16 protein-coding genes are annotated in these 14,856 nt (G+C 54.3%); 2 read left to right on the forward strand and 14 right to left on the reverse strand.

Features of this window, described 5'->3' with window-relative positions; translation table 11 throughout:
- Window positions 1–16: 16 nt before the first annotated feature.
- From FHS19_RS20910 to FHS19_RS20970, 13 genes are all read right to left on the reverse strand, one after another.
- Complete coding sequence (locus FHS19_RS20910) at window positions 17–2,098, reverse strand: DUF6382 and FHA domain-containing protein (protein WP_221224012.1); 2,082 nt, start codon at window positions 2,096–2,098, stop codon at window positions 17–19.
- Window positions 2,099–2,143: 45 nt separating this feature from the next.
- Window positions 2,144–2,650 (reverse strand): A24 family peptidase, encoded by a 507-nt coding sequence (locus tag FHS19_RS20915; protein WP_312887279.1) that lies wholly within the window; start codon window positions 2,648–2,650, stop codon window positions 2,144–2,146.
- A 62-nt stretch (window positions 2,651–2,712) separates the two neighbouring features.
- Window positions 2,713–3,744 carry a TadE/TadG family type IV pilus assembly protein gene (locus FHS19_RS20920; RefSeq protein ID WP_246426706.1) on the reverse strand — a complete coding sequence of 344 codons (1,032 nt, stop codon included), beginning with the start codon at window positions 3,742–3,744 and terminating at the stop codon, window positions 2,713–2,715.
- Window positions 3,713–5,938 (reverse strand): ATP synthase subunit B family protein, encoded by a 2,226-nt coding sequence (locus tag FHS19_RS20925; RefSeq protein WP_183583983.1) that lies wholly within the window; start codon window positions 5,936–5,938, stop codon window positions 3,713–3,715. The genes FHS19_RS20920 and FHS19_RS20925 overlap by 32 nt, the downstream gene beginning before the upstream one ends.
- A gap of 32 nt (window positions 5,939–5,970) precedes the next feature.
- Window positions 5,971–6,660 carry a TadE family protein gene (locus tag FHS19_RS20930; protein WP_312887280.1) on the reverse strand — a complete coding sequence of 230 codons (690 nt, stop codon included), beginning with the start codon at window positions 6,658–6,660 and terminating at the stop codon, window positions 5,971–5,973.
- The gene (locus FHS19_RS20935) at window positions 6,641–6,829 is read right to left on the reverse strand and encodes a Flp1 family type IVb pilin (RefSeq protein WP_183583724.1); all 189 of its coding nucleotides are present in this window, start codon (window positions 6,827–6,829) and stop codon (window positions 6,641–6,643) included. The genes FHS19_RS20930 and FHS19_RS20935 overlap by 20 nt, the downstream gene beginning before the upstream one ends.
- Window positions 6,830–6,840: 11 nt before the next feature.
- Complete coding sequence (locus FHS19_RS20940; RefSeq protein WP_183583725.1) at window positions 6,841–7,713, reverse strand: type II secretion system F family protein; 873 nt, start codon at window positions 7,711–7,713, stop codon at window positions 6,841–6,843.
- A 13-nt stretch (window positions 7,714–7,726) separates the two neighbouring features.
- Complete coding sequence (locus FHS19_RS20945; protein WP_376771944.1) at window positions 7,727–8,518, reverse strand: type II secretion system F family protein; 792 nt, start codon at window positions 8,516–8,518, stop codon at window positions 7,727–7,729.
- A gap of 194 nt (window positions 8,519–8,712) precedes the next feature.
- A complete protein-coding gene (locus tag FHS19_RS20950) occupies window positions 8,713–9,936 on the reverse strand; it encodes a TadA family conjugal transfer-associated ATPase (protein WP_183583726.1) in 1,224 nt (407 codons plus the stop codon).
- Window positions 9,929–11,089, reverse strand: coding sequence for a P-loop NTPase family protein (locus tag FHS19_RS20955; protein ID WP_183583727.1), 1,161 nt, complete (start codon window positions 11,087–11,089; stop codon window positions 9,929–9,931). The genes FHS19_RS20950 and FHS19_RS20955 overlap by 8 nt, the downstream gene beginning before the upstream one ends.
- 187 nt (window positions 11,090–11,276) lie before the next feature.
- Entirely contained in the window at window positions 11,277–11,699 is a 423-nt protein-coding gene (locus FHS19_RS20960) for a thiol-disulfide oxidoreductase DCC family protein (RefSeq protein WP_246426707.1), read from the reverse strand.
- A 130-nt stretch (window positions 11,700–11,829) separates the two neighbouring features.
- Window positions 11,830–12,108, reverse strand: a complete 279-nt coding sequence (locus FHS19_RS20965; RefSeq protein WP_089549992.1) for a hypothetical protein — start codon at window positions 12,106–12,108, stop codon at window positions 11,830–11,832.
- A gap of 179 nt (window positions 12,109–12,287) precedes the next feature.
- Entirely contained in the window at window positions 12,288–12,452 is a 165-nt protein-coding gene (locus FHS19_RS20970; RefSeq protein WP_312887293.1) for a zinc ribbon domain-containing protein, read from the reverse strand.
- On the opposite strand from FHS19_RS20970, the gene FHS19_RS35535 reads away from it, so the two are divergent.
- Window positions 12,405–12,659 carry a hypothetical protein gene (locus tag FHS19_RS35535; RefSeq protein ID WP_312887294.1) on the forward strand — a complete coding sequence of 85 codons (255 nt, stop codon included), beginning with the start codon at window positions 12,405–12,407 and terminating at the stop codon, window positions 12,657–12,659. The genes FHS19_RS20970 and FHS19_RS35535 overlap by 48 nt on opposite strands.
- 136 nt (window positions 12,660–12,795) lie before the next feature.
- Here FHS19_RS35535 and FHS19_RS20975 read toward each other — a convergent pair whose 3' ends face one another.
- Window positions 12,796–13,215: an organic hydroperoxide resistance protein gene (locus FHS19_RS20975; protein WP_089549991.1), complete on the reverse strand. Its 420-nt coding sequence runs from the start codon at window positions 13,213–13,215 to the stop codon at window positions 12,796–12,798.
- A 237-nt stretch (window positions 13,216–13,452) separates the two neighbouring features.
- Here FHS19_RS20975 and FHS19_RS20980 point away from each other — a divergent pair, with 237 nt between their 5' ends.
- Window positions 13,453–14,802 carry an Nramp family divalent metal transporter gene (locus FHS19_RS20980; RefSeq protein ID WP_183583729.1) on the forward strand — a complete coding sequence of 450 codons (1,350 nt, stop codon included), beginning with the start codon at window positions 13,453–13,455 and terminating at the stop codon, window positions 14,800–14,802.
- Window positions 14,803–14,856 lie beyond the last annotated feature (54 nt).

A 14,856-nucleotide genomic window follows, 5' to 3' on the forward strand; every position in this document is an offset into this window, starting at 1 on the left:
CGCTCCCTAAGGACTATCAGGATACCTTGAACGTATAGACCCCGCTGATGATGGTGAAGGTGTCCCCGTCTTTCAGCGGATACTCCTTATAGGGCACCATAGGCTCACCATGGAGCCTGGTTCCGTTGCGGGAGCCCAGATCCTTGATCAGGTATCCGCCGTCCTTGCTTCTGGCCAGCTCGACATGCGCGCGCGAAGTGCCCGTGGAGGCTTCAACGTACTGGGCAACCTCCTCCGACCTGCCGATCACGAAGTGCGGCAGCGTCAGCTCGATCCGTTCGGAGGGGTGCCCCTGCTCCCCTTCGCGAATCAAATAATAGCCGGGACTGCCGGAGCGATGGTTTTTCCTGCCGGCAGCGTCATTCACAGGCGCGGATAGAAGTACGGTTGCATGACTTTGTCCGGTGCCGAACATAACCGGTCCTTCTTCCGAACGGACATCGTATTCGGCGCTTCCAACCGATCCAGCATGCTCGTTGGCCGCACGTTCAACCCTGGCTGCATGGTCTGCCTCAAGGTGGCTCCACAGACGCTGCCGGATGTCCGAATATTCTTCCCGGCCGGCTGAAGCTTTGGATTCTTCCCGTCTTCCCCTTCCTTCGCTTCCTTCTCGTCCTTCCAGTACGCCCCCCAACTCGCTCCCCAGTCCGCTCCCCCTATGGTTAGAGCCTACCGGCAAGAAGCTCGGCTCGCTTGTCCTTTGCCCCCTTCCCCTTAGCTCAATACCTGTTGAGGCTGCAAGTAAATCCTGCGAAAACTTCCACTTCCAATCCGGCTCTGCGTCCTCTTTACCGTGATCGTCATCATCGCGATCCTTCCGTCTGCTGCCTTTACCGAACCAGCCGGTCAGCTGCTCCACCTGAAACCGCGGGGTTCTCTTTCGTGAAGGCGCATGGCGATCATCATCGTCGATTTCACCTGACCCGAAATCCGGGATTTCCCCTTCCACCGCTTGTTGCGCAGAGCGGCCCAGCTTAAGCTTTCCGGTCCACCCAAGCCAAGCCGCCGCACCAAGCAAAACCGTCAACAGGACACTGATCAGCAATGAGCTGGTCGTGGGTTTCGGCATATAAATCATCCGCCAGACGACGGCGGCACACAATAGACAACCCAAAGCAATATAAACCTTTGCACCAGACTTTCCGTTTGCTTCCTGCTCATCGTTTGAATCTAAGACATCATCACGATCCGGATTCCGGTTCCACTGGTCAAACGCCTCCTGAAGCCCGCCCAATCCCGGAACGGAGTCCCTATCGGGACCCCAGCGGTCTGCCTGGTTCAGCGGCATGGACCGCAGCCGTTTCCCCTCAGCTGACCTGGTATTTGTTCTGGCTGTATGAAAAGGGACCACGCTGCTCTCTGCAGAATCCTCTGCTTCTCTTGTTCCTTTTCCCGGCACACGACCGCCGCCTGGTAACCCTTGCCTGTCAGCCTCCTGAATATGATCTTGAAACCCTTCTAACGGCTGGTCGCCTCCCGAATGGCCGGCATATCCTTGTCCAACATCCTCCTCAGCGGTTAATAGCTCGATCAGGAGCTTTTTAAAGCCAGAGACCGAAAAGTCCTCGCCCCCGGTGAATTGAAGCAGTCTTTGAACACCGTTTCCCTTCAGCTCCTGTACCGTGGCCATCAGCCGCGTGACTAATTCCTTCAGTCGGATTCGCAGCGGCCTGTCCTGAAACGGCTCCTCCAGTGGAACATACGTAAAATAAAGCGTTCCCGAGTGCAGGGACCCGTCAACGAAGATGAAATCCTCGTCCAGCACATACTTATCCGGCTGCAGCATGTAAGACTTGCTGTCTTCCAGCGTCCCGGCCACCTGGCACAAAAGCCCGTAATAATCCGGCATGCTGAGCTTCTCTCCCCTGAGGATATGGGATAGCATCTTCTTGCCTGTAATGTCATACTGGAGCGTTACCCGGAGATCCATCTCCTTCAGGCGCAGCGGAAGAAATCTGGCGATCCGGGAGGCCGAAATCATAGATAATTCTATATTGTTTAATTCGTCGGGACTGTACCCTTCAGCAGGGCCAATGACCATAAAGGTTCCGTCATGATGAATAAAGTCACGCGTCAGGGACTCCAAAACGATGTTCACCTCCAAAAACATCTCTAGGAACTTATCTTTTCGTAAACTTGAGGATCAGAAATACATGCACACGCATATAAAGCCAGGCAGCACGGCAAGCATAAACGGAAAATGAAGCTGCTCTTGCCGGTTCCCCCTCAAGCTGGTCAGACTCCTTAATACAAAAAATCCGGAAAGGCTACCGACAGCCTGGCGCAGCCTCTTCATTGCGTCCCTTCTCCACAAGGAGATCAAGAGCCCGATGATTCCCGCAAAGATGACCGAATAGACCACGCACTGAACCGCAAACAGAACGCCCATCCAGGCGCCGATCCCGGCAAACAGCTTCACATCTCCCGCTCCGACTGCCCCCATCCAGTACATGACGAGCAAAATCAGGAATCCGGCGGCCATCCCTTTCCCTGCAAACGCGAGCCCGGACCAGCCGTTCCAAATTCCGTGGAAGGTTATCCCCGCGATGATTGCGCTGAAATTAAGCTTATTCGGAATCTTCATCGTCCGGATGTCGGTCACAAAAGCAGCGGCAATCAGCACTGCACATCCAAATATGGCTGGATTCACGGTACAACTTCCCCCTTTCCCCTTCTTTTTATTGAAGTTAATACATCCCCCGCGGTTCTGAGCTATCCCTTTACGACGGTAAACATGACTTCCAGCCGCTGGCCGTCCGAAGTCGTGATGACGAAGGGCCAGGTCCCGGGTGTCGTATTAGGTCCGACCCACCATTCCCACTCGATGGTTCCGTCCGCGTCAGCCTGCTTTTCTCCCAAGTATTTGGCGGTGCTTTGACCGCTTTTATAAAACACGGATAAATTCGCCGATCCGTTTGGAGCGATCTTGGCACGAACCTTGGCCTTTTTGCCGACATATGCGGGATCCGGTTTGGATAAAATGCTGATGGTATTGTGTCCCTCACCATCCCCTTCACCTTCTCCGGAGCCTTCTTCATCGGTCGCGCCGATCCACAGGCGTTCTTGCGCTTTGGCCTGGATCACAATCTTCCTATTGATAAAAGGGACCTTCATTGGCAGCTCATAGCTCAGTTCAATGCCAAAGTACGGATCCGTCCTTTTCTTGAGGTCAGGGATTTGAATATTGGAAACATGAATTCGCTCGTAGCTTAGAAAATGGCTTTGCATCTGTGGCTTCAATATCGGTTTGACCACCGGATCGAGCACCGCCTCTGCCGTCTGATTTTTTAAATTCTGGAGCGGGGCTTCAGCCCGCCCCACTGCCTCATTCGTCCATTCCTTCAGGGGAGACGGGAGAGCCCCCGTATATTGGGAAGCCCATTCGCTCAGCGACAGCTCGGGAACAGACCAGCTCCCGGAGTCACGCTCCTTGGATTCGTCTCCCGTCCCTGCGGATGCTTCCGGCTGAATGGCTAAAGCCACCGGATATATATGGGAAGATACCAGCTTGACGGTATCCGAAGCGGTGCTCTGCAGCGCCGTAGAAATGAGTGTCATCTGAACGATATAAATCAGAAAAATGACGAAGAACAAAAAAACAGGCAGCACCAATGAGGCTTCCAGGACGATGCCGCCCAGCTCCCGCTTCTCCAGCTTCGGAAACGCCTTGGCGATAACAGAAGCTTTCCCCCAATTCATGCGGTGCAGCCGATCAATAAGCAAAATCCGCCTTTTTCGTAACATAGTAACGGTTTCCTTCCACATTATCCGGACTGCCTCCGGCATAACCCGCCATTTTGATCACGCCGGGCAGGAACCACAGGCTCATTCCGATCCGGACTTCGCCAGACGTATACGTGGCGCGTTCTGCGGGATTAATTCCCGTATTCAGACGAATCAGAGCCAGCATTCTGGACATTTTCTTCTCATTGTCGCTGTGGATCAGCAGAAACAATCTCAAGTAGTCGCGGTAAGTCATTTGAAGCTTGACGTAGCTGGACAGCTCTACGGATCCATCTTTGCAGAGCTTCACCATGTCTGCCATAGCCATCTCTACTCCGTACAGCAGAGCTGCTGCGAGCACGAGCAGCGGATTTCCCAGTTTGCTGTTCTTCACCAGCCCCTCCATGGTCCGAACCGCCAGCCGTGCCGCAAAAATTTCGGCATAGGCCGCTGACACATTGCCCACCGGGTTATGGAGGCCGTACACGATATACTCCAGCTCTTGATGGTTAACGCTCATCTCATCGGCAACCGCATCCCCAAGCCGGCTTCCCGGGCTTGCCGCCGCCTCTTTCAGCAGTCCAAGATCAAAATGGGTAAAATACAGCGCTGCATATTCATTCTGGAACAGCTCATCCTTGATGCCCGACACCATCCCCGCCATGGATCCATACACTGAGTCCGTCTGCTTCATGGCCGATTTGCCCGCATCATAGGGGTCATGGTCCAGATCGGTCCCTTTATACTCGCTGCCTGGGTCTTTCTTATTAAAGGTCAAGCTATCGTCGTAATACTGCTGAAGCTCCTGGTATTCCTCCTTGTGCTGCTTCACTTTCTGGTCCAGCTTATTAATGCTTTCCAAAATGCCTGCCGCTTCGGACAGCTTGGCCTTACTCTGTTTCTCTTTTTCTTTCCTTTCCTTGTCGGATTCCCGATGCTCCTGCAGCTGACCCGCCACCCGGTCAAGCTTATTCCCGCTGCCTGAAAGAGCGTAATCCTGGGCATAACGGTCAGCGGCGCGTACTCCCTGGATCACCTCATTTTTCATGCGCCCACTGCTTCCTTGAACACCGGAAGACTCGGCAAGGGAAGATAAAAGGGTGGATAATCGGTTGTTAACGGCACTGTAATCTTGTTTTTGGGTCTCAATTACATCATTCAATTCCTGAAGCAGACGGTCGGACAGAAGCAGTTGGTCTATGCCGTCCCGGATGCCATGAATCGCCGCTGGATCGCTTCCGGACGCTTCCGGTGCCGCACCCGGAATCACGGCGCTCCCAACTTGATCGTAACCTTCGGTCCCGCCGCGCTCCCCGGCTTCTGCAATCACTTCCTCCATCTTATCGTTGATGCTTCGGGCCTCCTCCCAATACTCCCGGGCATTCTGGAGTTCCTTCGCGTGGCTCTTGGCCGCCGAGGACTGGATGCCCTGCAGGCGGGAGACGACCTTTCCTGAGCTGCGGTTATACTCCCGGATTTCCGAGCTGTACTGCTCCTCTTCGTCTTCACCGCGGTTAGCATCCTCATTGACCTTCTCCACGTAATCCTCATATTGTGAGGCGATATCGGCCGCGGTGACCACTTCCGAAGAACCGAGCAATTGGTCCGGTATCGCCCCTCCGGCAGGGCTCATGATCATATCCGGAGCATCCTTCAGGCTTTGACCGGCCTTCCTCTGGGACGCCAGCATCTGATCGAGGGCCTCCTCACGCTTGTCATACAGCTTCTGCAGCTTGCTCAGCACATCCACCGTATCCGAAGCTTCCTTCATGGATTCGGACAGCGGCTTGAATCGGCTGACGAGCTCCAGAGAAAAGTCGATGGGCGCTTTATACTTCATCTCCTCGCTGACTTCCCTATTAAAAATGTCATACTCCCCCAGCATCCGTTCCATCTTGAGCGATGAGGTGTCCAGCTGAAGCGGAAGCAGATCAAACCGATCGCTGCGGTCACCCTTGTCCATCATGCTGTTAAGCACGCCTGCCATAATCTGATCGCCGCTCGTGGTGCCGTATGCAAAGAGTCCGTACCTTTCCTGCAGTTCAGGGTCGTACGACGACATGACCGACCGGACAGCCGCGCGGACCAACCGCTCGCTCTGCGCTTTCATCGCCGCAATCCGGGCGTAATCGATAAATAGCGCGACAAACGCAAAAATCAATGCCAAAACTCCAATAAGAAAGATGGATACCGAACCACTTTCCGAGCGTCTCATGCCGAACACCCGCAATTCCTCCTTTTCGGGTCCTACGGCTGGCTTCCGGAAGCTTGGAGCTGCTGCAGCACCCCAGCCGCGCTGCCTCGATCCATCCCTTCGCCAGCATCATGCTTCTTGAACTTCGAGCCGTAGTATCTCATCAGATGGATGCTGCGGATAAATTCTACCGGATCCACGACTAATGAGCTGCCGGAGGTTTGAAGCTCGTTCCCTCCGCCGTCCAGCATGGCATCGAGCGGCCGAAGGGAGATCATTTGGTGCAGGCTGGCGGTCACCTTCCGTTGCAGCAGAGCATTCTGATAAGTCATATCCCCCTGCATGCCTGCCGGAATAGCCGAGCCGGTTTTGCTCAGCTTGATCGACGTCAGTGCTCCTTGCGCGGAAGATGTACTTGGAACGAGTACCGTCTGCGAGTTTTCGGCCCCTGCCCACCCAAATAACGCACCAAGCCATTGATCATCTGTCAATCGCCAATACAGCGGATCGTATTGATTGACCGGCACCGAGCCGTCCAGCGCTTCTTTATGGCTGTTATCCCAGCTGTAGGCCGTACGCTCCGCGGCTGCGGACGCCGCTTGATGCAGCATGCTCTGCTGATAGATATACAGGGACAGAAACAGCAGAATCATCGTCGTGAACAGAACAACCGGCATGACGAGGGAGGCTTCCAGTGTAAAGCTTCCCTCGCATTCTTTTAACCTAGCTCGTAAATTCTTCACTTTTCTTGTTAACGTTAGCCAGCAGCTTGTTGATCAGCTCCATAATTTGTTTCTTAAATAGAAGCGCTATAATGAGGATTACGACGATAATCAGCAGCATTTCGAGCGTTCCCAGCCCCTCCTCATCTTTCCATAATTTCATGCCACTTCGTCTTATCATTGTCAGCATTTATACCCCTCCTACATGTTCATCATCATAAAAGCCGGTGTGCCCACCAGCACAATCACGATCATAAAAATGACCATCATTGGAAAAACGAGCTTTGACGAAGCCTGCTCTCCCCGTGTCCGGGTAATGGCCTTGCGCTTCTCCCATAATCCCCGGGACAAGTCGTTCAGAGCCATGGCAAAGTCACTGCCCCCTCGCCGCAAATTTAGAAGTACGGCCGTCGTAAACGCAGACACCTCCTGCACGGCACAGCGTTTGCTAAAGTTTTCAAACGACTGCTGAAAGGAATATCCGCCTTCCAGATCACCGATCATCCGGATTAGTTCCTTATAAAGCGGATGATCCCTTTGGGAATCCTTCTGACGTGCGCACCGCGTGATGGCCTTCTGTACCGTCTCGCCGGCTCCGACGAGCAGGACGATCTTGTTCAGCAGCTCGGCCAGCTCGATCGTAATATCTTGGTCCCGTTTATCGACCTTTGTGTGCAGGTCCTTAATGATAGCGGCTGGCAAAAGGATGGCCAGCAGTCCTCCAATAACAAGCCCCGTGTTTCCCCCGGCGGCAAGCGTCAGCAGGCAGCCCAGCATCAGCACTAGCCAGCTGTAACACAGCATCTCTCCGGCATACAGGAGCGTCATCTCCACGCTGTGCCGCTGCCCATAAATCTTCTGGATCGAGCGCTGGAGCCTGAAGAAGAAGAGCGGAAAACGCGCAGTCAGCTTGTACCGGTCGATGATGCACAGCATGGGCCGCATCAAGGCTCTCAGCCGGATCCCTTCCATCGGCAATGTCATCAACCGCTTATACTTGTCGCCGCAGTGCTGGTTCTGCACCACCCAACCTCCCGCCAGCAGAGCCAGCATCACGGCAGCCAATAACTTCATGACTTCACCCCGTTCACACCTTGATATTCATCATTTTCATAATCCATACCAGGCAGCCGGCCAGACCCGCCAACGCAGCTGTCGAGATCAAGATGCCCATCCCCGTGTACAGCGGCTTCATATAGTCTCCGGCCGTAAAATTCATAAACATCAGCATCAGGACGGGCGCAGCCAACAGCGCTCTGGATTCAAATTTCTTCTGGGCAATCATGACCGAGATCTCCTGTTTGATATCCAGCTTCTCGCCAATCACAGTTGAGGTGTGCCGGACAACCTCGACAAGGTCCCCGCCCGTGCGTTTACACGTCGTAAACACATCCGCAAAATTCGTAATATCCTCCATTGCCGCACGGCGGCTGAAGTCATTCAGCGCATCTTCGACCGGTTCGCCGTATTCCATCCGTGCGCAGATAATGCCCAGCTCGGTAATCAGGTCATTCTCCGCATCCGGGTCGAGCATTCGCAGGTCCTGAATGGCCTCCCTAAATCCGTTCTCTACCGATTTGCCCGCAGACAGGGAGGAGGAAAGCGAATACAGCGCCTGCTTAAAATGAAGATTCATCGCGGTCCTCCGGCGCTCCAGAAGATGAGCCCTCCAAAACCGTGGAACGATCAACCCGCCGGATGCCATGATGATAGCTATAAGCCAATGATGATAGAACAAATAGCCGATTCCGAAGCAGAACAAGCCCCCAATAGCAATGCATGCCGTACGCTGGAACCCGTTCAGATCATAAGTCCGGTAATCCGGAAGCTTCTTTCCCATGCCCTCTGGAGGGGAGGAGCCGTTCATGCTCCGTCTCATGAGGACCCCGCCTGATTTGGTGGGAGCACCGGCCTCCCGCCGCTTTCCCTTGCTCTCGGCCCCCTGCTGTTCACGTAACATCGCTTTTACCTCCCTGGTGAGACTACTCAACTAATCATTCAGGCTTATTTTTTTGATGCTGAGACAAGCAGCTGGCGACCCTAAAATGTTCATAACCTGAGACTAAATCTGCCTCACCTCTTTGCAGCGATCCCCGCAGCCTGAAGCTTGCCGCCATGAATCAGCCTGTTTCCCGTCGGCTCCAGCTCCCCTTCGACCCTTCCCTCCTTCTCCCCCGTCTCCCGAAAACGGAACAGCGGATTCAGAACCACCTCGCCGTTCTCCAGCCCGGCCACCTCGCTGATTTCAGTGACCTTCCGTGAGCGGTCGCGCATCCTGGACAGATGGACAAAAATATCGATCGCCGAGCTGATCTGCTGGCGTACGACCGGCACGGGCAGATCCGCTCCGCTCAGCACCATCGTCTCCAGCCGGCTGATCATATCGCGCGTGCTGTTCGCATGGCCGGTCGATAAGCTTCCATCATGGCCGGTGTTCATTGCCTGCAGCATATCGAGCGCCTCGCTCCCCCGGACCTCGCCGACCACAATCCGGTTGGGACGCATCCGAAGGGAGGAGCGGATCAGATCCCGTATGGCGATTTCCCCTCTTCCCTCGGTGTTGGCGTTACGGGTCTCCAGAGCGACCAGATTGGGGACGGTGACAATCTGAAGTTCAGCCGAATCCTCAATCGTAATCACCCGTTCATCCGGCGGGATGAATTGCGACAGGGCGTTGAGGAACGTCGTTTTGCCGGAGCCTGTCCCGCCGCTGATAAAGATGTTGTATTTCCCCACCACAAGCTGCTGCAGAAACTCGGCCGCCTCCTGACTCAGTGCTCTCCGGAAGATCAAGTCCTGCATCGTCATCGGCGATTCGGGGAACTTCCGGATCGTCATTGTGGGCCCCTTCAGCGCAACCGGCGGCAGGACGATGTTGACCCGCGAGCCGTCTTTCAGCCTGGCGTCCACGATCGGCGAAGACTCGTTGACGACGCGGTTCACGCCGGCGACAATCGACTGGATGATGTCTTCAAGCCTCGACCTCGACTCGAACTTCAGCGGCAGCCGGGACACCACGCCGTCCTGCTCTATAAAAATATCCTCGTGGCTGTTGATCATAATTTCGGTAATCGCAGGATTATCCACTAAAGGCTGCAAAATGTCGAGCCCGCGGAATGAATCGAAGATCCGCCGGATCAGGCTTCGCTTCTCCTGCGCGGTCAGCTCGCGAAGCTCCTGCCTCCTGAGCACCGTCCGCTCGATATACTGCATCAGCTCCCGGTTGCCTAGCGCGGAAGTCACGTCCAGTCCGGACCGGATTTCTTGGCGAAGCTCGCGGAACAACTCCTCATCCATATCCCCTCACCCCGGAATCACTGACAAATGAATCCCCCAGAAGGGACTTGCACAGCTTGAGGATATCCCGCTGGTAGATCGGCGAGCTCAGCAGCAGCTCTTCGTTGCTGTTCTGCTTCCAGGAAGGGATATACGGCAGAACGCCGTCCACCTCCGGTATGCACGGGGGCAGCGGATTGGTCAGCTGCCCGGTGAACCGGTTGACTACGTACCGGCTCTTCCGGGCCAGCTCGGCGAACAGCTCCGGCTGGCTCCGCTCCATAAACCCGAACCACTGCCCGTTTTTGTACAGGTTGGCGATATCGTCCAGCATCAGCCAGACCAGGTGGCGGCATCCTTCCAGGACGGCGGCCAGGCGTTCGTTCGGTACGGAATCCGTGTCGGCGATCACCACGTCGTACCGGCCGCTGGCCGCGATGCTCTGCAGCAGCTTACGCGTATCGGCTTTACCCAATTGAACCAGCTCTTTCAAATTGGTGACGGGTTTGAACCAATCCGCACGAATTCCCGGATGATGGACGGTATACGGCTCCGGAGATACCAAAGTCTGCGCATGCTTCTCCTCCTGGGCCGCTTTCAGCACATACAGCATTCCGGGCAGCCCCTCGGCACTCTCCGCACCGCCTCCCGGTCTGGGAAAGATTCCGCTGCTGTTCACAGTTTCCAGGTTCAGATAGAATACGGACAGGCCGGCGGCCCCCAGCTGTTTGGCCATATTTACAGCAGCGGTCGTCTTCCCGCTCCCGCCCACGACGGAGACGAAGCCGATCGTCACGGCCTCTCCCTCCGCCATCGGCAGCGTACGACGCTGACCTTCCCTCCGGCATAATCCGAGAATGGACGCCATCAGCTCCGGAAGGGGCTGATATTTGGGGAGAACCGGTCCTTGTATTGAGGCTGCCTCTCCATGTCCGAGCAAAATCCAGTTTGGCGTATCGCCGTTCTTCCGGGCAAGCCAGGGTTCTAGAAAAGCAGCCTCCCCAACGACGGCGTCGGGCAGCTCCTCACCGTCCAAATACTTCATAAAAGTGTCCAACTTAGTGAACCCGGATATGTGCAGCTTGTCCCCAAACTCGCTGTTGTGAACATAGTGCAGAATACCCTCCAGATACTGCGCCTCCTTGACCGCAAGCGTAATTCGGTATGGTACCATCCCGAATGATCCCTCCTCGTTTCAGACAGCAAAAAAGCACCGTCCAACAACCCGCCAGGCGGGTGTTAAACGGTGCTTCCGTTATTGGTAAGTATTAACTTAATTTAGAATTTATCACATCCGGGCCGGAAACACAATACGCTTTCGATAAAGAAAAACGTCGATCGTCCGGTGACGGTTGATTTTTTCACAAAAAACGGTTCCTGATCTCTGGCGTGGGCAGCAGGCAGGCTTCCTCCTTGCCAAACCAGCGGTACCGGTTGCGCGCAACCCAGCGGTACAGCACGTTCCGAAGCGGCGCAGGCACAGCGATGAAAGCGTACAGAAGCGGCCAAGGCTGCTTTAAACGCCGCACAATTCGCAAAGCCGCGGCGGATTCCGTGTAATAGCGGCCATCTTCAATCAGGACGACGGTATTTAGGGTTCCAACTGGCAGTCCGCCTTCCCGAAGCAGTTTCTCTCCGATCTCGGACTGAAGCGAGGCAAAATGGAAAAGTCCTGCCGGATCCCGCTGGAGAATGAACTTCGTCAGCCCCTGGCATAAATGACAGACGCCGTCAATCAGGACTATCGCATTTGGCTTACCTGCGCTTCCTTGCTGCATGGTCATCGGCGAGCCCTCCCTTACCTCCAGTATCTTCCTTATCGCTTCGTAAATCAAGCCACCATCCATCATTACTACCCGAAAATAGAAAAAAGCACGGGATTCATAATCCCGCACCTGTATCTCCTGGATGATATTAATGGGCAAGCGCCTTATCAATCCATTGGTTCTCGACGATTTGCTGTTCCAGCTCGCCTGTAAAGCTCTCCATGCATTTGCAAATAAAGTCTTTGCGGCATACAGGACAAGGAGTTTTCTGCAATCGGCTGATGTTAGTCATTTTCCATTCCGGAAAACGGTTATAGAACGCACGGCACTCTGTTCCGTCAGCCAGGTTGATAATGAATTCGTACAATCCGCTTTTTTCATTGCTGCTGGCTTCTCTGACGTTCGTAATGATCGGTCTGTAAGACATATGCATCACCCGTTTATTTAGTTTTCTTGCCTCGGACAATAGTACGTAACAAGTACTTAGACATATTAAATGAATTTTATATATCATGTCAACAAAGAAGGGTATGTAATTCATGTATTTGTCCCCAATATGTCTCTACAGTACCGATCGCTTTCGCTTCCCTTCAAAATAAAGGATGCCTAACTCTCAAAGAGAATATCCAGAATCGTGCCAAGCTGGCCCTTATTTTTCCCTTCCAAAATATCGGGATTAAACACCTCGACATTCCCACAATGCTTGCAGGAAACAAATAAATAATGGATATGCTGGATCTCGAACATCTTGCTGAGGCCGGTTCCCGTCATGGAAACCTCACGGATGTCGCAGATCCGCCCCTTGCACTTGGCGCATACAAAACGATCCTCGATAGTGTCCTTGATTCTCAAGCTGATCTCCCCTTTCCTTTGGTGGCTAACTATTTTACGCCCGGGCAGTGGAAATCGTTCCAGGGATATGGTTATGCCGAAAAAGGATACGACAAAAAGCCGGAAGCAGCCGCCACCGCGTGGTGAGCCCCCGGCTTTTGTTACGATGATACAGTTCAGCGGAGCTGAGCCATTCCATAATCGCAAAGAAAACGTCCGCGAAGAAGCGGCCTGTTTTCTATGAAGGTATGTCGATCGACGTTCTGATGCATCATGTCGATACTTAAATCACGTTCAGCTCAACATCGATATTCCCCCGTGTGGCTTTGGAATACGGGCAGAATTCATGCGCCTTTTTCGCAAGCTCTTCCGCTTGTTCGCGTTCAATTCCGGGAAGCTTAATATCGAGACGGGCCGCAAGGCGGAAACCGCCGTCGCTCTCGTCTTTGCCGATCATAACGTTGGAAGTGACCTCCACATCGTTCAGCTTCACGCCGGCCTGACGGGCCACATTGGCCAGTGCGCTTTCGTAGCAGGCACCATACCCGGCCGCAAACAGCTGCTCGGGGTTGGTTCCATTGCCGCCGGCTCCGCCCAATTCTTTGGGCATACTGAGTTCATGCTTCAGGACACCATCGGAGGATGCGACCGAACCCTCCCGGCCGCCATGGACCGTTGCCGTTGCCGTATATAGAGCTTTCATCTTCATCGACTCCTTTTCCTGAATTTAACCTACCTTCATTAATTAAAGCGATCCTTCTTATTTGAAACGGGATCTTTCGGGTAATGGCAATTCAGAAAATGCGCATCCCATTCTTGTGTGCTCCAAAAATAATTGTACAACCACATAAAAGTTTCCCTAGACAAACAAATTTGTATGAGTACAATGAATAGTAGAACGTTTATTACATTACAATAATTTTAACAAGGTGTGATGCATATGAAAGACACCGAAATCATACATCCTTCCAAGTCCAATACGTGGGAGAAACCGAAGGAAAGAACTTCGCTGTCTGACGTAAACCAATCCATGAAAGTCCCGGTGAACGCCTCGACTTTTCGTAAATTTCTGGCCTTTGTCGGCCCCGGATATCTGGTTGCTGTAGGTTATATGGACCCCGGAAACTGGGCGACGGACATCGCGGGGGGCTCCCGGTTCGGCTACTCCCTGCTCGCCGTGATCCTGCTGTCGAACCTGATGGCTGTCCTGCTCCAGTCGCTGTGCAGCAAGCTTGGCATCGCTACGGGCCACGACCTGGCGCAGGCATGCCGGAGCCATTACAGCAAACCGGTCAGCATCGTGCTGTGGGTGCTGTGCGAGCTGGCCATCGCGGCCTGCGATCTGGCCGAAGTCATCGGTTCGGCGATCGCCCTGAAGCTGCTGTTCGGGATTCCGATCCTGTACGGGGTGCTGATCACCGCCCTCGACGTCCTGCTCGTGCTGCTGCTGCAGCACAAGGGCTTCCGGGCGATCGAGACGCTCGTCATCGTGCTGATCGTGACGATCGGGCTGTGCTTCGGGATCGATCTGTGGCTCTCCAAGCCGGATGCCGCCAGTATCTTCACCGGGTTCATCCCGACGGCCGATCTGGTGACTGATCACCAGAAGCTCTATATCGCCATCGGCATCCTGGGAGCGACCGTCATGCCGCATAACCTGTACCTTCACTCATCGATCGTGCAGACCCGGCAGTATGAAAATACCGACAAGGGCAAGCGGGAAGCCATTAAATTTTCCGTCTGGGATTCAACGATCGCCCTGACGCTGGCCTTGTTCATCAACGCGGCGATCCTGATCGTGTCGGCGGCCACATTCCACAAGGCAGGCATGACCACCGTCGCCGACATCAGCGATGCGTACCATCTGCTGACGCCGCTGCTCGGAACGACGCTCGGAAGCATTTTGTTCGCCGTTGCCCTGCTGGCATCGGGCCAGAACTCGACCCTGACGGGCACGCTCGCCGGACAGATCGTCATGGAGGGCTTCCTGAACCTGCGGCTGCCGTCCTGGCTGCGCCGGCTGATCACCCGGATGATCGCCATCATCCCGGCGGTCATCGTGACGGCCATCTACGGCGAGAGCGGCACCGAGGATCTGCTCATTTTGAGCCAGGTTATCCTGTCCCTCCAGCTGCCGTTTGCGGTGGTTCCGCTGGTCAAGTTTACTAGTGACAAGAAGATTATGGGCAAATTCGTCAATCCGGTTTGGGTCAAAATATTGGCCTGGGTCGTGACGGCATTCATCATTGTCCTGAACGTGTACCTTCTTGTTCAGACCATTTTCGGTTAATAAGAACGGACACAATAAAAGCCCCGTATCTCATGGATTCCATGGATACGGGGC

Source organism: Paenibacillus rhizosphaerae (assembly GCF_014192015.1).
In the GTDB taxonomy this organism is placed as follows: Bacteria; Bacillota; Bacilli; order Paenibacillales; family Paenibacillaceae; genus Paenibacillus_AQ; species Paenibacillus_AQ rhizosphaerae.